This window comes from Agriterribacter humi (assembly GCF_009192765.1).
GTDB classification, from domain to species: Bacteria; Bacteroidota; Bacteroidia; order Chitinophagales; family Chitinophagaceae; genus Agriterribacter; species Agriterribacter humi.
In genome coordinates this window covers 699,519-720,650 of sequence record NZ_VOHQ01000001.1, presented here as the reverse complement: position 1 = coordinate 720,650, position 21,132 = coordinate 699,519, and the positions used below count along the sequence as shown (strand labels likewise).

Sequence of the window (21,132 nt, the reverse complement as noted above, 5' to 3'; positions counted from 1 at the left end):
GGTCAATACAAAACCTTATACATAAAGTGGCGAACACCCAATGCAGGAAGATCAGACCGCTTTCGGAATGTCCTTTTATTCCTATCCTGAAAGGATACAAGGTCTATAACAAAAGGTGAAAAGTTTTGAGCGACTCCAAAGGACTTGAAGTTTCAAAAACGGAGAGGAATAAGGGTTGGGGACAAGCTGCCGGTAGCAATACATGGAAAACATTCTATGACTTAAAAATATTGCATAAATTGTTTGAGAAAGCATTGTAATGAATGAAGCATAATTACTTCATTCCATCATTTAATCTTAAATTCTGCTATAACAGGTAAATGATCCGATGCATAGGTTTCATTAATGGTTTGTACATTCAAGGTTTCAAAGCTTCCGGCGGGTCTGTACATGATATAATCAATAGTGCTTCTGGGGTTAACCACCGGAATAGTGAGCGGACAATCCGTAATACAGCTCCTGGTAAAGTATTGATCAAGTAAGGCGATGGTTTTACTATCCGGACGTGCATTAAAATCTCCCGCAATAATAAAGGGTAGCTGAAGGGATTCAACTACCTCAATAATTTTTTTTGCCTGCCATAACCGATTGGTCTCATCTTTTGTTGCATCAAGATGCGTGGATGCAAAATGGATATCCTTCTTACCGGGCAGTTTTACTTTTATTATGCCTACTGATCTCACTTCTCCGCTAAAGCCGTTTTGCGGCAGTAGTTCAAAATGCATGGTATCCAAAATAGGAAAACGTGATAATACCGCATTGCCATACTGCCCGCCCCTGTAATCCATGGAACGTGAAAAATAATAATGCATACCTGTTAACCTTCCCAATTCCTGTGCCTGGTTTAAATTTACGCCCGAACGCGTGGTGCGGTTATCTACTTCCTGGAGCGCTACCAGGTCGGGATTTGCTTTAATAATAACATCCGCAATCGCCTGCATATCAATCGTACTGTCTTTTGCTTTAGAGGGCGGGTTAGCATGATGAATATTATAACTCATCACGCGGATCACACCGGAGGGATCGCCTGTTGCGGAAGCGGCGATTTTACTATTACGACAAGCTGAAATGTTGGGCAGTAATATTACCACCCAACATGCATATATTATGATTGATCTCATTTCCATTTTTTATTTTTTACCAGCCTGGGTTTTGACTAAGCTCCGGGTTTAATAACATTTCCTGGGTGGGAAGCGGAAACAGGTAATCTTTTGCTTCATCGAATACTTTTACTATGTTCCCGTTAATAATCACTTCTCCCGAACCATTCTTTAAAGAAATGTCACTACCCAGTTTAAGATATTGAACACCCGGTTGGGTAGGTGGCTTGGTATCTGTATAAAGCACCACGTCTGTATCTGAATCTCCGTCAAGGTCGTACGAACCGGCCCCGGGAAAATATTCTCCGTAATATTGTTCCGCCAGCAAGTGGCCTTCTTTCCAACGCATCAAATCATTCCATCTAAAACCCTCCATCACCAATTCTATTCTTCTTTCTCTTCTTATTTCCAGTATCACGCCTTTATTGTCGCCGCTTACCTGTGCGTATTGTGCAGCAAGATAAGGGTCAGGATTTGCATTTGCCGCAACTATATCAAGATTGGGCATTGCTACCCGATCGCGCAACAGCTTAATAGATCTGTCAATATCATCCTGCGTTATTGTACCTAACTCCGCTTTTGCTTCTGCATAATTCAACAGCACTTCCGCATAACGAAAAATAGGCAGGGGGACAAAGGAACCGTTGATCTTATCACTGGAAGGATCTGATACAAATTTTATAGGTTGATATCCTGTTACCGTAGCACCCAGGTCGGGCGCCAGTGGCACGCTGCGGCCCATCCGGGTATAGCCAGGCGTACGAATGGTTGAAGAAAGGCGTGGATCGCGGTTTTGTACTTCCTCAAAAAATTGGATGGCATTATAGCCGGGCAAATCAGTAAACCTTGAGCCATCTTTCATAAGGTAGCTATTCACCAGTTTTTTTTCCAATCCTGGTTTTCCATAAGATGGTGATACCGTATAATAGTTTACATTATGAACGACCTGAAGATCAGTACTGAATGTTCTGGCCAAAATAATTTCACTTGAAATGGGAGTTGGGGAAGTAAATAAGTCCTGGTATGCTTTATCGGGTGAGCTATTGTAAATGCTGTAATTCCCGCTGGTTATCAATTCATCTGCCGCATCGGCGCTTTGCTGCAGCAGCTCTGTTGCGCCGGTAAGCGCAGTGCCATAGCTGTCTTTTCCAAATGCATCATTAGCATGGTATTTTCTCCAGGTGCCTTCAAAAAGACATACTCTTGATTTATATGCCAACGCTGTCCATTTGGTTACCTGGTCGGTTGATTTACCAGTTGGCAGGTTAGCGATGGCGTAATCCAGGTCGGCGATCACAGAGTCCATAACAAGCATTCTTGAATCGCGTGGTTTTTGAAGCAGTGTAGAGTCATCAGCTTCTATTGCTGTTGAAAACCAGGGTGAGTCTCCAAACCGGACTACCTTATCAAAATAAAAATAGGCTCTAAAAAACTTTGCCAGTCCCACGTACGGGGCTGTTATATTATCTGCTAAATTGCCTTTCTGATAATTCTGCAGAAAGAAGTTGATGTTTCTTAAATCTCCCCAACTCCAGCCACCGCCATTTACCGGAATATTCCTGGTACCCTTTAATTCATCTGTAAGGGTGCTTGTAATAATGTTATCCACGGTTTCATCGTACAAGCTAACGGCTGTGGGAAATATATCATTATAAAAAGAGTTGGTATAAAGTTTTAACTGGTTTTCGCTGCTAAAGCTGCTGTTGGGCGATAGCTGGGAAAGGGGTTCCCTTTGTAAAAAATCTTTATTGCAGGAAACAAGCATTCCTGATATAAGTGACATTATAAAAATTATTTTTTTCATGTAATATGCTTTTAAATGAACACTAAAAAGTGATACCCAGTCCGAAGGAATAATTCTTGAAAAACGGATAATTCCGGGCATCGTTATCACCTCTTCCCCCCGTTGGATCGGCAGACACCTGTTCGGGGTCTACATATTTGGATTCAAATGGAGTTGAAATAAAAATATTCTCTCCACTAAAGTATACCCTCACTTTATCTATATTCCATTTTTGAAGCAGAGATGATGGCAGGCTGTACCCTACTGTCAGGTTTTTCATCCGGATATAGGCTATGTTTTGCATGTATTTTGTATTCACTACCCTTAGCGCCGCATTGCCATCCCTTGCAGCATAACCTCTCAGTTTTGGAAAATAAGCATCCGGATTATCGGGAGTCCAAATCTGTTCCCTGAAATTTTTTGGTATAAAGGAATAATATGGGCGGCCATATACTCCCCAATAAAAATAGGTTTCACTTCCCGGATACCAGTCCTGGTGGCCTACGCCCTGGAAAAATACCGACAAATCAAACCCATTCCAGTTTGCTCCTCCTGTAATGCCAAAAGAGTATCGTGGTAAACTATTACCTATTACACTTAGGTCTCCGTGATCATCAAGCGTATTTTTGCCATCATTAATTATGTTATTGCCATCTATGTCAACAAATTTCAAATCTCCGGCCTGCAGCTTACTGGCATCGCCTGGCGAACGCAACCTGGTTCTGTTAACATAATCCTGGTTTACCTTATAGTTAGCAGCTTCATCATCTGAGAGAAAATATCCATCTACGGTATATCCCCAAAGTTGGCCTATCCGTTCTCCTACATAATAATTATTGAGTAGTTTGGATGGGTTGTCGAACTTCGTGATGTACGATTTCGAATCAGACAAAACGATGCCTGCATTATAAGTAAAAGGTTTTCCGCCTACGTTTGTGCGATCTTTCCATTGAACAGATAAATCAAATCCTTTGGTTTCAAGATCGCCTGCATTTTCCCGTGGTGAGCTTGCTCCAAATACTCCGGGAAGGGTTTTGCCTGCAATAAGCATGTCGAGTGTTTTACGCTCGTACCAGTCAAATGTTACGTTTAGTTGATTGTTAATGAATCCGAGGTCCGCACCAAAATCTACAGAGGTTGTTCTTTCCCAGGTTAGTTTGGGAGAAACCGGACTTCCCACTCTCAGGTATTGCGAATTATTTCCGTTCATTAGCCAGGGCGATAAACCTGTGTTCATTACGGGGATATAAGGATAGTTAGAGCCACGGAGGTTTGTGCTGAGTGATTGATTACCCAATGAACCGTAGGAGCCGCGTATTTTTAATTCGGAAATTACATTCCTCAATGGTGTAAAAAACCCTTCTTCGCTTATGCGCCATCCGGCTGATACCGAAGGAAAAAATCCAAAGCGGCTTCCTTCCGGGAAATGAGAGCTGCCATCATACCTTCCGTTTAATTCCAGCAGGTATTTATTGGCGTAACTGTAATTTATTCTTCCAAAAATGCCTCGCAACGCCCATTCCACCCTGTCGCTTCCCACCTGTTGATCGCTGGTTCCGAGATCAAGCGCATTCAGATCTTCAGACAGTAAATTATTGGCGCGTCCGTTTATGTTATAATATTTCTTCAGTTCCTGGTTGTATCCGCCCATTATTTTTAAGGAATGATTGCCCAGGTCTTTGGTGTAGGTTGCATATGCATTAATTACATGATACTGATCGGTGCTGGACGATTCGGTATAATAATCATTGCCATTGTAATCAATTTGTCCCGGGTAAACAGACCAGGGATTAACAGTGCTGCGATGAAAATTAGAATAAGGATGCAGGTCGTAACTGTAACTGCCCACGATGCTGATATCCCTAACGGGCCGGAGTGTAACACTAACGGTATTGGTCAGGTTATATTCCTGCTCCTGCGATTTGGCTTTCCCATATTGCAGCTCAAGATTTCTGCCATCTGCAATACCGTAATTATTAAGCTGGCTTCTGAATGTAAAAGTGCCATCCGGGTTTACAGGCGAATAAGAAGGCAGGGCATGTACACCCAGGTAAACGAAAGAAGTATTGATGTCGCCGCGTGAGCCGGAGCCCGGGTAATCATAATTATTTGCGGCGAACTGTATGTTGTTGCTGATGGTTAACCAGGGCGTAAGCCGTGCATTTATTTTGGCACGCAGGTTATAGGCGCTGTATTTATCCCTGTTCATCCGCATCATACCAAGTTGCTGGTAATAACGGCCTGAGATCGCAAAATCTATTTTTTCTGATCCCCCGGAAACCTGGAGCGAATGACTCATGGAAGGCATTTCTTCACGGAAAAAATAATGCCACCAATCTGTATTGGCATATCCAACATATTGATCACGTCCGTTACGATTCTGTATAACAACAGACGGTAAAGAATGGTCTGTTTGTCTTTTTTTCAATTCTGCGTAATCATCATCTGTATATCCCGTATAATCGTTTCCGGTGGTAACCTGAAAAGCCTCATCAATCAATTTACCTGTTTCATAGCCATCCGTCATAAATTCATGACTGGTAGTGGGTTTAGCCACAGAAAAATTATTACTGTATGTTACCTGTAGTTTACCCTGTTTGCCCTGTTTGGTGGTAACCAATATTACACCATAAGCAGCACGGGCGCCATAGATAGCGGCTGAAGAAGCATCTTTTAAAACAGAAATAGTGGCTACATCCAAAGGGTTAAGGAGGTTAAGATCACCCGGAACGCCATCAATAAGTATCAATGGGTTGCCTCCGGCAATGGAAGTAAATCCCCTGATATTGAACTTTGCGTTACCTCCCGGGCGTCCATCGCTAAAATTAACATTCAGGTTAGGCACCACACCCTGCAAGGCCTGTCCTACATTACTTATGGGCCGGTCTTCCAGTATCTTTGAATCTATCTGGGCAACCGCTCCTGTTAAATTTGATTTTTTCTGTGTGCCATAACCTACGATCACTACATCATCTAATTGAGCCTGGGCAGCTACCAGAACAATATGCATAGCACCCGTTGCTGTAGCTTTTATTTCCTGGGTTTGATAGCCTATGAAAGACACTACCAGTATTCCCCCATCATCCGGAATTTGCAATGTAAAATTGCCATTTCCGTCTGTAGTGGTACCACGCTCAGTTCCTTTCAATTTTACAGAAGCCCCATTCAACGGATTGCCTTCTGCATCGGTTATCCTGCCCCTGATATCAACGGGTGGCGGAGGAGAAGGCTGTGTTTCAACAGCAGGTGCTGCAGTAGTTTGCTGTTTCAACTGCACCACCACGGTATTACCAACAATGGAATAAGTGAGCGGCTGATTCCTGAAACACATGTCTAATGCTTTCTCCAATGGTACTTCTTTTACCTGAATGGTTACTTTAACCGACAATTGTATCCATGATTCATCAAAAAAGAACCCGTAGCCGGTTTGTTTTTTGATCTCCCTGAATACTTTTGTAAGTGTTGTATTCTTTTCTGAAAGGGTTACTTTCTGTGAAAACCCTTTGGCACTAACCTGAAGAGCGGCTGCCAGAATAAGGATGGCTGTAAGCTTCATAAACAACAGCGCCTGCCTCCCCGGCAGGCAGGTTTTGATTGGTATCCTGTAGTGGATACACGGAACTTTTTGCATAGTTTTGAACAGTTTTTGGTTAAACAATGAGCAGTTCGTCGAAACAATTGCTATCCCGATGCCAATCGGGGTTGATAACCTGAACTTCCGCCGCTCTGACCTCAATTCAGGGCGGCTTTCGTTTGGATCATCCACTATCTTATAATAATGCCCGGACTATTTTACGGGTCAGGGCATTACAATTATTTTTTTCCCTTCTATAGTACAGTGCACTTTACTTTTTTCAAGAATTTTAAGTACCTGCGATGCGTTGGTATTTCTTGATATTTCGCCGCCAAATCTGCGGTCCGGAATTTCACCCCTGTATTCAATATCCACATCATACCATCTTGATATTTGCCGGAAAATGGCTGCCAGGTCAGTATTGCCGAAAGAGAAATACCCGTTCTTCCAGGCCATTACAGCATCCACATCTACTTTGTTGATGATCAGAATATCCTCCGGAAGGCGGTTTTTGATCTGCGCCTGCTGCCCGGGCGAAAGCATACGAAAACTGGCGCCTTTTACTACTTTAACCGAACCTTCCAACAGAGTGGTTTTAATTGTTGTTTCGTCTTCGTAGCTGTTTACATTAAAATGGGTGCCCAATACCTGTATTTCACCCCTGTCTTTGCCTTCACCGGATACTATTTTTACGGTGAAAGGAACTTTTTCTTTTTTCATGATCAGTGGTGCTACTTCAAAATAGGCCTCGCCGCTTATTTCCACTTTTCTTTCCTTGTCTGGAAACGCTGCGGGATAGCGGATAGAAGAGGATGCATTCAGCCATACCTTAGTGCCATCAGATAATACCAGTTGATATTGTCTTCCCCTGGGGGTTGACATCGTATTCAGTAAGAATTCCTGTTTGGCTTTGTCTTCCGCATCATATACAATTTGCCCGCTCCTGCTCATTACTTTTGCTTTGCCCTGTATAGCCAATATTCCATTGCCTGCACTATCTAATATAATTTGTTCTCCATTTGCCAGGGTTAATACTGCTCCGTTAATGCCGGGGGTTAAATCATTGGTGTTTTGGTGAACCGGTGTTTGTGTGATACCTGCTTGATGATTGTTTTTTTGGAAAAATATGAAGTAGCCGCCGCCAAGCAGGGCAACAAGAACTGCCGCTGCAATGCTGCGGTATATCCGGGGTGATACGCGCTTCTTTTCTATACCAAGAACCGGGTTGCCCCGCCTGGCTTCTTTCATCATTGCTTCAAACCTGGCATCCCAGTCGTTACCGCTGCTACCGGTTTTTTCTTTTGCTTTTTGCCAATGGCTTTGCAGTACCGGCATTAATGCATCTATATCTTCTTCTTCACTTGCTTTTTGAAGCAATAGATCCAGTTCTTCTTTAGAAATAGTATTTGCCAGATATTGATCTACTAAGTATTGCCATGTGTTTTTATTTGTCATTTATAATAAATCGTTGGTATGAAACGGGGCCGCTTATATTAAGACGAAATAGTAAACAGGGATAACTATGCTGAAAGAAAAAAATAAAATAAACAGGTTAAACGAGGGATGCAAAAAGAATAAACATGGTTAGTTCCATGTTTTTAACAAGATAGGTGCGGATAAAACGCTGTGCTTCCACTATGTGATTGTTTACTGTAGCCTTGGAAATGCCTAATTGGGCGGCAATCTGGTCATGGGTAAAATCCTGCTCACGGCGTAAATGATAGATCCTGCGCCGTTGTGGTGAAAGTAAAGCGATGGCCTGCCTTAGTTTTTCTTCATATTCTTCCAAAAGTACAGCAGTATCTGCCCTTTCGCCGGAAGCAACCTGGATCTCTTCCCATAAAAATGTTTTCAAATGCGCGTCATTCGCGGCTGAGCGGAGAAAGTCTATGGATTTGTTGTGGGCAATGCGAAAAAGGAATGCATCAAAATTATTAATCTGTAAAATAATGTCCCTGCCGGTCCATATTTTCATGAATGTGTCCATCACCAATTCTTCAGCAACCTGGTCAGACTTTATAAAACGGGAGACATAATAAAATAAGCGCTGGCGATACCTGTCGAATAAGGTTTTAAAAGCCGCTTCGTTTCCTGCAGCAATTTGGAAAAGCAGGGTCTTATCGGTATGTGCAGTTGGTAATGGCAAGCAATAATTCTATTGTATGCAAGTTAAACAATAGTTTCTGATTCATTTGTATATACATAATTCATCTGGCATTGTAGTATAAACACTTTTTTATATTCTAAATAGCTGCAGATAGTTATATGACATAGTAAAACTACATACAGTTTCCGGTAAAATATTTTCGCCTGCGTTATCTTTAAAATAAGTTTTGATCAATAGCTTACTTACAATTTTTTAGCCTCCCGGTTGCCCGTATTTTTTATGCCAGGCAATTACATCGGCCACTACTTCACTGTATGTAGTCATGCCCAATGGCTGATCATTGGCCTCCAAATATTTCCCATATATCCATCTGAATACCGGTTCTGCAGGATTTTCATATTTTTTATAATAGGCCTTAAGCGTTTCTATATCTTTTTTAACGCCCGGATGCAGTAATGCTAAAAAATGATTCGCAGTAACAGAGTCTGTTCTGTATAAATTGCGGTTGGCGTACAAAAAAAGATCGAAATAGGCCGAATACATAAAAAGAGAATCCCCTGAAGCCGTAGCCACTATATAACCGGCAAAGTTGGCTTCATTTTCTTTTGCGTAACCTAACTGGTGCGAAATCTCATGACAGTTAATATAGGGCTGAAGAAATGGCGGAACATCGGTATTAACCTGCGCTTCGCCTGTAAAAGGATTGTAGTAACCCGAAAATCCAAAATAATTTCCTATGAAATTAAAAAAAGATGGCTTTACTGAAGGATGTGAATACCCGAGAAAAGGATATTTTTTTGCTGCCTCTGCAAAAGCTTGATTTGTTTTTATAAACAGATCTTTGGTTGAAGGATAAGATATGCGCTGACGGAGCAAAGCTTCCTTGCAGGCATTTACCTGTTGCAGCAATACATTGTTTATGTTTATTACTTCTTCTTTTGAATATTCTTCACGCTGGAAGTTCATTTGATAATGAATTCCTTTGCGGTCATAATTCAACCCCCACATTAAATTAAAAATAATATAGAGCAGCAAAAAAAAGCTAAAGGTTTTTAGCCAGGCTATTTTGGGAGGAAACCCCGATAGCTTTTCCTTTCGTAATCTTCTTAGCCATTGCGCCGCCTTCCACCAAGCAAATAAAAAAAGAAAACCGTAAAGCACATCACCTGCACTAAAAGGAAGCGGACCAAACAGTCTTCTTAAAAAAGAGCTGATATAAGGATAAATGCCCGAGGTATATGATGATTCAACAATTTCGGGGCTGGAAGCATATAAACGTATGCCCAATGCTATGCATATAAGAATGATAACGGATAGTATACTACACCTGTCGGGTTTTTGCATATTTGCTGTCGCCGGAAATCCTTTTGATATTAAAAACCTAAAAGTAAATTGTTTTTGTATAGCAAATGCATCAGTATTTTATTGAAATAGACAATAAAATCCCTGCACGGTTCGTATGAGTCGTGCAGGGCAAATAAAACATTTTCCGTTTAATGGGAAAAATTATTGTGCGATGGCGTGTTCCTCATCAGCAGGCATTTCTACAACATTGGCCACACTGCCTTCACCAACATGGCATTGGCCATTAAAGCTCACAGTAGGCTCGACCTGTAATTTACCCGCGCTGATATTGCCTTTTATAGCAGCTTTACCCCTGAGGTTCAATAATTCCTTGATGATGATTTTACCGCTAACTTTTCCAAGTATATCGGCCTGTTGTCCTTCAATGTCGCCTTCAACAACACCTTCGGCGCCTATCAGCACTTTTGCAGAACCGGAAATGTTTCCTTTCAGCGTTCCGTCTATACGAATATCTCCGCTGCTTATCACATCGCCTTTAATAATTGTACCGGCGCCAATCAGGCTTGTGCCGGATGAAGAAGCGGGTATCTCGATTTCAGATTTGGATTTTGATGAAAACATAGTTATTGGTTTTAAATGATTAATCTTCGCTTTTTTCTTCTGCGGGAATATTTAACTGGGTTGTATCCATAACCGCCGTTGTATTTCCTTTCAGCACATTTTGTATATTTTCCATGTATTTATCACGGTAATTCATTTGCTGTTCCAGTGAATCAACCTGCATTTTCAGTGTTATCATTTCTCTTCTGTCTGATGCGGTTCCATAACCCGGTACATAATAACGCAACGGCGTAAACACCAGCAAAGCCACCGTTACGCCTACCAGAGCTACAAATATGGTGCATAACGTGATGTAAACACTGAGCCGCGACAGCCGGAATGTAACTACTTCCTCGTAGGTGTCGTCATTCATTACCACCAGCCGGTATCGGTTGCGCAGGTGTTGCAGGGTTCCATCCGTATCAAATATCTTTGCCATTATCAGTTATTTGTGTTAAAAATAACCACTTTGGCCTGGTTGTGGGAACTAAAGCTTGAAAAAATGTACAATTAAAAATAATTTCGCTGAAATTTAGTTTATTATACCGAACGAACTACACATGCATGTCTTATAGTAAATTCCTTTTAACGGTTATACTCACTATTTTATTTTATTGTTGTCATTATTCATCTGTAATGGCACAAAAAGACGCAACCCTTGATGTAAAGAAGCCGGAGAAATACGAAAACCGCATACTGGGATCAGATAAAACCTTTACCACCAAATACACGATACCACGCAGGATCATGCAGGGCATGAGTACACATTATAATTTTTTCTTTAATGCAGATGTCAAACTAACAGAAGTGGTTGCTGGCGCTAAACAGGGTTTTACAGATGATTATACCGAATTATTGCCTTTTTACAATTATACGCTTGAGGCTACGGCATCGCAAAAAACAGAGCTGGATTCCGTACTTCAAAAGTGCAATGCAGGCATTTTACTGCACGACCTGAGAAATGAGTGGATTGATGATATGTATTTTTTGATGGGCAGGGCATATCTCTTCAAAAAGCAATTCGATTCCGCCGGTATAGCTTTTCAATATCTCAATTATTATTTTCAACCTAAAACCGAAGAAGAGCTGGGATTTAAAAAATACATAGGCAGTAATCTTAATGATGAAGGCAATATATATTCTGTTTCTACCAAAGAGAAGACGAGCATTACTTCTAAAATGTTCAGTGAACCGCCACGCCGCAATGATGCCCTTGTATGGCAATTGAGAAATTATATTGAAGACAGCACTTATAACGAGGCTTCAGCAATGATACAAACGCTGAAACGTGATGAACTGTTTCCCCGCAGGTTAAAACCTGCGCTGGAAGAAATGCAGGCTTACCTGTTTTATAAAAATAAAATGTGGGATAGTGCTGCTCACCATTTGATACCTGCATTGGATAATGCTGAAAATATTGGGGAAAAGGCCAGGTGGGAATACCTGATAGGACAGTTGTATGCATTGGGTAAAAAACCAACTGAGGCAGACGCTTATTTTGATCAGTGCATTAAGCATACCATTGACCCGGTAATGGAAGTATATGCAAGGCTGAATAAAATAAAACTGGCCCGTGGCGACAACGAAGAAAAGATCATTGATGAAAATGTGAAGCAATTGCTTAAAATGGCAAGGCGCGATAAGTATTACAACTATCGCAATATTATTTATTATATGGCTGCACAAATGGAAATGCAGCGTAATAATTTTGCAGCGGCTAAAACATATTTGTTAAAAAGTGTTAAGTACAATAATGATAATGTTGATCAGCGCAACCGCTCATTTTTATACCTGGCTGATCTGGCTTTTGAAAAAAAGGAATACGAACTGGCATACAGCGCTTACGACAGCCTTGATATTAACAGCCCGGTAGTGAAAGATGCCGTAGCTATTTCACATCGGAAGGATGCATTAAGCGGGGTGGTTGCCAAATTACAAACCATCAGGGTGGAAGACAGCCTGCAAAAGGTAGCCGCTATGCCGGAGGCCGACCGGGAGAAATATGTAAAAGCTGCCGCCAGGCGTTTGCGCAAAGAAAGAGGATTAAAGGAAACAGATTCACTTAACACGAATACGAACAATCCTTTTGCCAACAAAACAACTACAGATATTTTTTCGGGAAATGAAGGAAAGGGAGATTGGTATTTTGATAACAATTCATTGAAGTCAAAAGGGTTTACAGCTTTTCGCAATAATTGGGGATCGCGGCCAAATGCAGACAACTGGAGACGTATGGCGGATATTACGGCACAGTTTAAAGTACCAGAACCGGGAAAAGTTAACGAAGCCGGCGCAGATGGAAGAGTGAGCGACATAGAAAATCCTGAGGATATCAGTTATGAGGGGCTCATGAAAAATCTCCCGCTTACCCCCGGGGCGGTACAGGTTTCAAACGATAGCATTCAGTCGGCCTTATTTGGGTTGGGCAGGGCATTTAAAGATCAGGTTGAAGATTATGCCGAAGCGATAAAAAATTATGAAGCACTGCTGAACCGTTTTCCCGATACCCGCTACCGGGAAGAAGCCGTTTTTGACCTGCATTATTGTTATACCAAACTGAACCTGCCTGTTAAGGCAAAACAATACAGGGAAATACTTGCTAAAATTGCTCCTCAAAGTAAATACATTGAATATATTGACGATCCCGGGGCTGTTGAGAAACGCAAAACCAAATTAAAAGACGATGCTACCCGGAATTATGAAAAAATATATGATCTTTTCCTGGAAGGCAAATTTGAGGAGGCCATTATACAGAAGGCAAAAGCCGACAGCATTTATGGAAATATTTACTGGACGCAGCAGTTGTTATATATAGAATCTATATACTACATTAAACAAAAAGATGATAATTCGGCCATTAATGCACTTCAAAATCTTATTCATATTGACAGGGAAGCGGGTATCTCCAAAAAAGCGGAGAACATTATCAATGTATTGAAGCGGCGCGACGAAATAGAAAAATATCTCTCCAACTTAAATATAGAAAGAGCAAAAGAAGATTCTGCTGCTGTTGTTGCAGACAAACCTAAACCCAAAACGGGCGTGCAGGAGCAGGTTAAGGCATCCGGCGCACCTAAAGCGCCGGAGGTAGCTGCTGCAAAAGAAACTGTTATCAGACCTTCCATAGATTCATCGGTGTTCAATAAGCCCAAACCCGCACCACAATCCGGCTTCAGCTATAATCCTGCCGAACAGCATTATGTGGCCATAGTGCTCAATAAAGTAGATATTGTATATGGTAACGAAGCTAAAAATGCTTTTAACCGGTATAACCGTGAATCATTTAATGACCAGCCCATAGAGATAACGATATTGCCCTTAGATGATGAAAATAAACTGATGCTGATGTCGGGATTTTCGGATGCAGTTGGTGCATTGGACTATATCAATAAAACAAAACCCGTTGCGGGTGCGCAGGTGGTGCCCTGGTTGGCTGCGGATAAATATTCGTTTATTGTTATTTCTGCAGGCAACCTTGAAGTGCTGAAAAATAATAAGGATCTCAGCGGGTATAAAAAGTTCGTGGAGGCCAATTACCCGGGTCAGTTGTAAGAAATTATCTTAAAATTATATATACAATAAGGATTAACAGGTTAAGCATGGAATTTGCTTTTACATTTGTTGAAGTAACCTGTTTCCGGCCATTATTCATCATAAGTGTAAAATATGACAAAGGCAGTAAAGTATTTCTGGAGAATTTTCTTTATCGGGCTTGGTTTTTCCGTTTTATTCCTCCTGTTGATTTCATGGGGTGTTTTTGGTAAGCTTCCGTCCTTATCCGAACTGGAAAATCCTTCCATTCTTTCTGCCTCGGAAGTATTTGCTGCCGATGGAAGACTTATGGGCAAGTATCTTATAATAGACAGAACCAACGTACCCTATAGTGAAATTTCACCCAATGTAATTAATGCATTGGTAGCTACAGAAGATGAAAGGTTTTACAAGCATTCGGGTATTGATGCAAGGAGCCTGGGAAGAGCCATTTTCTTTTTTGGCAGTGAAGGCGGCGCCAGCACCATCACACAGCAACTGGCAAAGAACATGCTGGGCCAGGGAAGCAAAAACACGATAGCCAGGGTCATTGAAAAATTAAAGGAGATGATCGTGGCTATTAAGCTGGAGCGGAATTTCACCAAGGAAGAGATCCTCGCGCTGTATCTTAATACTGTTGAATATAGTGATCACGTATATGGCATACGAAATGCTTCCCGTACTTTTTTTCAGAAAGATGCATTCAGGCTTAATGTTGCAGAGTCCGCCGTGCTGGTAGGAATGCTTAAAGCAACGGGCACGTATAATCCCCGGGTAAATCCCAAACAGGCATTGGACAGAAGAAATACGGTAATAGATCAAATGGTTCGCAATAACTATTTACCTGCGGCAGAGGCCAATAAAATTAAGCTGGTACCTATAAAGCTCGACTATGAAAAAATGAACCAGAACACAAACCTGGCGCCCTATTTCATTGATGTATTGCGAAATGATATCCGCCAATGGTGTAAGGATCATAAAAATCCCAAGACGGGAGAAGCATATAATATCTATAAAGACGGGTTGAAAATTTATACTACCATTGATCCGCGAATGCAGCTATACGCCGAAATGGCCGTGGCGAGGCATATGCCCAATCTGCAAAAAGTGTTTAACGGGCAAAAGAATATTAAAGACGGGAGCGTATGGAAAACGAAGGATGGAAAGGCTGTACTGGAAAGAGCCATGAAAAACAGTGAACGCTGGCGCAATTTATCGGATGACGGCGTAAAAGAAGCTGAAATCCGGAAATCATTTAATGTAAAAGTGCCTATGAAGGTATTTGCATGGAATAATAAACGGGAAAAAGACACCACGATGACGCCTATGGATTCTATCAAATACCATAAGCAAATGCTGCAGGCTTCTTTTCTGTTAACCGATCCATTAACCGGCGAAGTGAAAGCATGGGTAGGTGGTATAGACTTTAAAACCTATAAATTCGACCACGTTAATTACAATACGAAACGACAGGTTGGTTCTACATTTAAACCCCTGTTGTATACCCTGGCTATTATGAATGGTTATACGCCGGAAACGCCTGTGCCGGTGGATCCTGTTGACCTGGGCGGCAAATTGATCGGCGATACCAAATATTCCGGAACACGCCCATTGAATTATTGCCTGGCGGCTTCTATCAATCCTGCTGCGGCAAATCTCATGAATGTAATAGGTGTAAACAGAACGGTTGATTTTGCAAAACAATGTGGTATAACCAGTAAAATTCCTCCTTATCCTTCGATTGCACTGGGTTCTGCTGATATTTCATTAATTGAAATGGTAAGCGCGTACAGCATGTTTCCCGCGGGAGGAATGAATACCAAACCCATTTATATTTCACGGATAGAAGACCGCAATGGTAACGTGCTTCAATCTTTTACTACTTCGCATACTGAAGTGATCAATGAATCGGATGCTTATATAATGACAAGAATGATGCAGGGCGTGGTTGATTTTGGAACAGGGCGTTCGCTTAGGGGAACCTACGGCATTACCAGCGAGGTAGCCGGCAAAACAGGTACCACAAACAATAATGCAGACGGATGGTTTATTGGGTTTACGCCCCAGTTGCTCGGCGGTGCGTGGGTAGGCGCAGATGATCCTATTTTGCGCATCTCCAATAACTATGTGGGTCAGGGTGCGCAAATGGCCATGCCCATATGGGCCTATTTTTTCCAGGAAGTATATAAAGACAAAACGCTGGGTGTAGACCGTAATGCAAGGTTTGTACAACCCGAAAGTTTTAAAAATGAAATGATATACGACTGGACAGATCCTTCCATGTCTGACACTCCTATACTGGAAGGAGAAAATTCCGGGGGAGACGGCAGTCAGTATATTGATGTGCCGGTAAGTGATGGCAGGGAAAAAGTAACAACAGAGTCGCAGCTCAACGAGGAGGAAAGAAAGATTCTGGAAGAGGCAAAGAACGCGAACAGGAAGAACGATAAAGTGCAACCCGATTCTACAGACAAAAAAAAGAAGGGTTTCTTCAGGAGGCTTTTTGGAGGTAAGAAAAAGAAAGATTAAGCACACCGTAAATTCGCGTTTCCTGTATTATTAGAATTTTAGCAACGATGTATTGTTTCTTCATAAGACCTGTTCGTTTTTTGCTTCTCTTTTTATTGCTCTTTGGTACATGTGCCGGCATATTTGCGCAGGACAATCAGAATAAGCCAGGAAACAAACCCGGTTATTATCAAAAGCAAATGCTGCAATTGCAGCAAAGTATCCGGCACTATTTTTATGATTCCGCATCGGGTTACTACCGCGAAAGCATATACCCGGAGGAGAATAAGAATCCCGCTTCCTACCTGTGGCCCTTATGCGCTTTATTGCAGGCTTATAACGAGATAGATAAAGTAATACCGGCCAGTCAGCATTTATTTGATTCCACTTTTTCGCTTATCCGAAAATATTATGATACTTCAGCTCCCGCTCCGGGCTATGCATCTTATATCCCTGTGCTTGGAGGTGGGGACAGGTTTTACGATGACAATCAATGGATAGGGATTGCATTAATGGATGCATATAAGCGTACAGGCAAAGCTGCTTACATTAAGGATAGTAAAGAAATATACCGGTTTATGATGACCGCTTTCGATACGGCAACGGGCGGCGGTTTATATTGGCAGGAAGGCAAATTAAATTCTAAAAACACATGTTCGAACGGGCCGGGAATTATACTTGCCCTGCAATTGTATAAGGCAACTGGAAACAAAAAATACCAGGACACCGCTTTGCTCCTTTATAACTGGGTGAACAGTTATTTGCAGGCTCCATCAGGATTATACTACGATAACATATCTGCTACGACCTATAAGGTAGATGAGAAAAAATATTCTTACAACACCGGCACAATGATGCAATCGGGGCTCTGGTTATATGAGCTTACCAATGATCCGCAATATCTTGAAGCAGTTATAGCGGTAGCAGATTCGTCCATGCATTATTTTTTAGATTCGGCAAAGTTCAGGGACAGCTATTGGTTTAACGCGGTATTGCTCAGGGCTTACCAGCATTTGCTTTTGCATGTTAAAGATCTAAAATACATCAGGGCTTTCAAAAAATGCACTGATTACGCTTTGCTCCAAAAGAAAAACAGCCAGGGATTAATGGAAAATAAAAAGGTTGTTGATTTGGTTGGGCAGGCCGGTATGCTGGAGATATTGGCCCGGTTAGCCTGGCTTGAAAAGAAATATTCGTTGTAGCGTATCGTTTTTCTGTTGCTGTGCTTTAATCGTTATTCTTCGTATGCGTAGAATTATTTTATTTATGCTTCCCGCTGCAGTTGTGCTTGGTGCGTTGTCATGCAGTTATTCGGCCAAAGCAACCCGGCAATTGTTACAAAAAGCCAAAAGCAGCGGCCCGTTTGATGTAATTATTGTTCCCGGCGTTCCTTTTGAAAACGGCAAATGGAACCGTACGATGAAGGGAAGAATCTACTGGTCTAAATACCTGTTTGATAAAGGGATTGCCAAAAATATCATGTACTCCGGTTCGGCAGTATATACCGCTTATTATGAAGCGGAAATAATGGCGATGTATGCAAAAGCCATTGGCATTCCCGCAAAAAATATTTACACTGAAACAAAGGCAGAGCACAGTACCGAGAATGCTTATTATGGATATAAAAAAGCACAGCAATTGGGTTTTGAACATATAGCGCTTGCTTCCGATCCTTTTCAAACAAAATTATTGCGGCGCTATGTTCGCAAAAAAGTAAATTCAGAGATGAGCTTCATTCCAATGGTGATAGATACTATGAAAGTCATAGAGCCGGCAATGATTGATCCTGATATAAAATACCAGGAAGCCTTTAAACCCAATTTTATTTCAATTAAAGAGCGGGAGAGTTTCTGGAAAAGGTTGAAGGGAACGCTTCGCGGAAATATAGATACAACAGCTTATGGAGCTAAGTAACCAATAAAGTGCAACAGCCAAATTTCGCAATCCGGCAACAATACTTTTATGCGTGAAAATGATCCCGCCGATTGAATAAAAAAAGTGCAACGATATGCACTTTTCCTTATGTCATAGTCGCGCTTTATCTATTCGCGCACTTCGGTTGTGGTTACTTGCTTAACATTTCCATTGTCGTCTTTTATAATAGTGGTTGTTTTACGCCTGGAGCTGTTTCCGCTAAAAAGAAAGATCAGTAGCAGCAAAATAGTGCCGCCGGCAATCCACATCCAGTTTCTGCCAAACCAGGAGCTCACTTCCTGTTCATTTATTTGCACTTGTTCCTGAGCAAAGATCACCATGGGCAGCATGGAAAATAACAACAGGGTTCCAATATAATTGATAAGCCGCTTAAGCATGAAATGTTTCATATAATAGTGTTTTAATGAATAATAACAAACTGTGTCAATAAATGAGCCATCCGTCCATACAGATAAAATAAGTTGCTTATCAGGCTGTAGTGAGTTGTGAAATTCACCTAACTGTGTATGATTTTCCCCGCTTTCACCCAAAATCCGACGACTATTAGTTGCCCGGTGAAATAATACACAGGGAATCTCAATAATAGCATATTGGTATTCATTGTTGCAATGGCACGGAATTTTCGATACCAATACCGGGCTCTTTGATTTTTTAAATCCACGTTATGGAAAGCAAATTATCTATACTCATAACTATTGTAATAGCATTCACTTCCTGCAATAATAATCCGGGGAAGGATATCGCGGAGAAAGCGGATTCAGCGAATACTGCAAATTATGATGACAACCTGAAACAGGATGCAGCGCCTGTTGATAAAAAAAGTGCTGATTTCCTGGTGAATGCTGTGAGTGGAGGCATGACTGAAATGCAGCTTGCAAAACTGGCGAAAGAAAAAGCGATAAGCAGGAACGTAAAGGACTACGCAGATATGATAGTGAATGATCACGGCGTTCTGAACGACCAGTTGCAGGCAATCTCTTCAGGATTACATGTTGTGCTTAAGCCCCCACCGAATGAAGAGATGCAAACGAAATTACAATTGCTGAATAAGCACAAGGCGAAAGATTTTGATAAGGATTTCCTGGATATGATGGTTAAGGGTCATGAAAAAACGATTCAATTATTTGAGCATGCATCAAAGGATGTAAATAATGCAGAGGTAAAAACGCTTATTGACAATGCTTTGCCTCAATTAAATAAACACCTCGATTCTGCCAGGGTACTCAAAAAAATGTATAAATAGAACAACAAAGCACCACAGTTTAAGTCAGATATGCTCTTTGGCCTAACCGATGCAGAAGTCAAATAATTTTCTTCTTCCAGCGCCCGCTTTTAATATACAGGTATGATAAAAGAAACATGGTGCTCCAGTATATCCATTCTGCTGCCCATCCCCATGTAATAGCCATCTGCAATTTTTCCAATACCACATAAGCATATATGCTGTATAGTGCGATAGCGATAAATTCAATAGCAAGATTTATTATTGTATTGCCTGTGCCGGTAACTGCATTAAGCCAAACTGTTGCAAACGACATCAGGATAAGCGCGCTTGAAACGATCCGCAATACGGGCATGGCCGACTGTATAAAATCTTCGCCCTGGCCATAAACCGATAAAAATAAATGTGGAAAAAGATTTAATGCGATACAGGTTGTTACGGCCAGTGCAATGCTAACGTGAACGATTTTATGAATAAGGGGAATTACTTTTTCTTTAAGCCCCTGCCCGATTATATTGCTCACCATGGTATTGCTGGTGGCGGCAAAGGCCCAGGTAAACACTCCAAAAAAGCCAAATATATTGCGCATGGTGTTTGAAATAGCAAGATCGCGTTGTCCATGGTGCTCTATCAGAATATAAAAGAATTGCCAGCTAATAATGCTGATAGCATACTGGAAGATCAGGGGGGAAGACTGCACCAATATTAATTTTGTAACAGGCTTGTCAAAATTCCGGTGCTGATATAAGGAAAAGATTTTGTGGAATCCTTTCCAGTGAATTACGGCAAACACTACAAACATGCCTGTAAATTCAGCAATAATAGATGCAATAGCGGCGCCATTAAATCCCAATTGGGGGAATCCCCATTGGCCGTATATCAGTACATAGTCAAAAAACACGTTAGCAATCGTTTCTGCTACGGTGCCGGCAATAAGGTAACGGCTATGGTTAGTGCCCACTAATAGTGCATTTCGCATCTGGTACAAATACAAAAAAGGAAGTCCCCATATCCGTATCTTCAGAAACCCCATGCACATGTTGTAGGTTTCTTCTGAATGAATAGTAAGCCGGAAAATAACGGGTGCAATAAGATAGGTGGATAGTATGCCAATGCATGCTATGGCCAAAGCAATGAATACGCCCTGTGAAAAGATTTTGCCGATATCGCCTATCCTGTTTTCTCCGGCACGCCGTGAAATTAAAGCTTGCAAACCATTATTCAGTCCAAAGCCAACGCCTGCAAATATCAGGTAGAAAACGCCTGTTATACCGGCCGCGGCCAATTCGCGTTCACCTAAACCACCTAAAAAAATATTGTTGGTAATAAAATTAACCTGGGGCACCAGTAATGCAGCGGAAATAGGCAAAGCGATCTTTAATATCTGCCTGTAAGAAACTGTTAGCCTGAGATCAATATTGTCTGATTTGCCGGACATATATATGTGGGGCGCAAACCTACAGTAAA

Annotated in this window: 15 protein-coding genes; 5 read left to right on the top strand and 10 right to left on the bottom strand. The window is 41.5% G+C overall.

Annotated elements, in window-relative coordinates; genetic code table 11:
• Positions 1–287: 287 nt before the first annotated feature.
• From FRX45_RS02735 to FRX45_RS02700, 8 genes are all read right to left on the bottom strand, one after another.
• Positions 288–1,121, bottom strand: a complete 834-nt coding sequence (locus tag FRX45_RS02735; protein ID WP_226804893.1) for an endonuclease/exonuclease/phosphatase family protein — start codon at positions 1,119–1,121, stop codon at positions 288–290.
• A 16-nt stretch (positions 1,122–1,137) separates the two neighbouring features.
• Positions 1,138–2,904, bottom strand: coding sequence for a RagB/SusD family nutrient uptake outer membrane protein (locus FRX45_RS02730; protein WP_152266844.1), 1,767 nt, complete (start codon positions 2,902–2,904; stop codon positions 1,138–1,140).
• 22 nt (positions 2,905–2,926) lie between these two features.
• Positions 2,927–6,514, bottom strand: a complete 3,588-nt coding sequence (locus FRX45_RS02725) for a TonB-dependent receptor (RefSeq protein WP_152266843.1) — start codon at positions 6,512–6,514, stop codon at positions 2,927–2,929.
• Between the two features lie 168 nt (positions 6,515–6,682).
• On the bottom strand, positions 6,683–7,912 hold the full coding sequence (locus FRX45_RS02720) for a FecR family protein (protein WP_152266842.1): 1,230 nt from the start codon (positions 7,910–7,912) through the stop codon (positions 6,683–6,685).
• A 97-nt stretch (positions 7,913–8,009) separates the two neighbouring features.
• Complete coding sequence (locus FRX45_RS02715) at positions 8,010–8,603, bottom strand: RNA polymerase sigma-70 factor (RefSeq protein WP_152266841.1); 594 nt, start codon at positions 8,601–8,603, stop codon at positions 8,010–8,012.
• A gap of 213 nt (positions 8,604–8,816) precedes the next feature.
• The gene (locus FRX45_RS02710; protein ID WP_152266840.1) at positions 8,817–9,908 is read right to left on the bottom strand and encodes a DUF3810 domain-containing protein; all 1,092 of its coding nucleotides are present in this window, start codon (positions 9,906–9,908) and stop codon (positions 8,817–8,819) included.
• A 162-nt stretch (positions 9,909–10,070) separates the two neighbouring features.
• Entirely contained in the window at positions 10,071–10,490 is a 420-nt protein-coding gene (locus tag FRX45_RS02705; protein ID WP_152266839.1) for a bactofilin family protein, read from the bottom strand.
• Between the two features lie 19 nt (positions 10,491–10,509).
• Positions 10,510–10,908: a hypothetical protein gene (locus FRX45_RS02700; protein WP_152266838.1), complete on the bottom strand. Its 399-nt coding sequence runs from the start codon at positions 10,906–10,908 to the stop codon at positions 10,510–10,512.
• Between the two features lie 125 nt (positions 10,909–11,033).
• On the opposite strand from FRX45_RS02700, the gene porW reads away from it, so the two are divergent.
• The 4 genes from porW (at position 11,034) to FRX45_RS02680 (ending at position 18,422) form a co-directional block, all read left to right on the top strand.
• Positions 11,034–14,021, top strand: a complete 2,988-nt coding sequence (porW, locus tag FRX45_RS02695; RefSeq protein ID WP_152266837.1) for a type IX secretion system periplasmic lipoprotein PorW/SprE — start codon at positions 11,034–11,036, stop codon at positions 14,019–14,021.
• Positions 14,022–14,135: 114 nt separating this feature from the next.
• Complete coding sequence (locus FRX45_RS02690) at positions 14,136–16,529, top strand: penicillin-binding protein 1A (protein ID WP_152266836.1); 2,394 nt, start codon at positions 14,136–14,138, stop codon at positions 16,527–16,529.
• A gap of 47 nt (positions 16,530–16,576) precedes the next feature.
• Entirely contained in the window at positions 16,577–17,710 is a 1,134-nt protein-coding gene (locus tag FRX45_RS02685) for a glycoside hydrolase family 76 protein (protein WP_152266835.1), read from the top strand.
• A 43-nt stretch (positions 17,711–17,753) separates the two neighbouring features.
• On the top strand, positions 17,754–18,422 hold the full coding sequence (locus tag FRX45_RS02680) for a YdcF family protein (RefSeq protein WP_152266834.1): 669 nt from the start codon (positions 17,754–17,756) through the stop codon (positions 18,420–18,422).
• A gap of 128 nt (positions 18,423–18,550) precedes the next feature.
• Here FRX45_RS02680 and FRX45_RS02675 read toward each other — a convergent pair whose 3' ends face one another.
• A complete protein-coding gene (locus FRX45_RS02675) occupies positions 18,551–18,832 on the bottom strand; it encodes a hypothetical protein (protein WP_152266833.1) in 282 nt (93 codons plus the stop codon).
• Positions 18,833–19,107: 275 nt separating this feature from the next.
• On the opposite strand from FRX45_RS02675, the gene FRX45_RS02670 reads away from it, so the two are divergent.
• Positions 19,108–19,686 carry a DUF4142 domain-containing protein gene (locus tag FRX45_RS02670; protein ID WP_152266832.1) on the top strand — a complete coding sequence of 193 codons (579 nt, stop codon included), beginning with the start codon at positions 19,108–19,110 and terminating at the stop codon, positions 19,684–19,686.
• Positions 19,687–19,744: 58 nt separating this feature from the next.
• Here the strand turns inward: FRX45_RS02670 and FRX45_RS02665 are convergent, their stop codons facing one another.
• On the bottom strand, positions 19,745–21,103 hold the full coding sequence (locus FRX45_RS02665) for an MATE family efflux transporter (RefSeq protein ID WP_152266831.1): 1,359 nt from the start codon (positions 21,101–21,103) through the stop codon (positions 19,745–19,747).
• Positions 21,104–21,132: the final 29 nt, after the last annotated feature.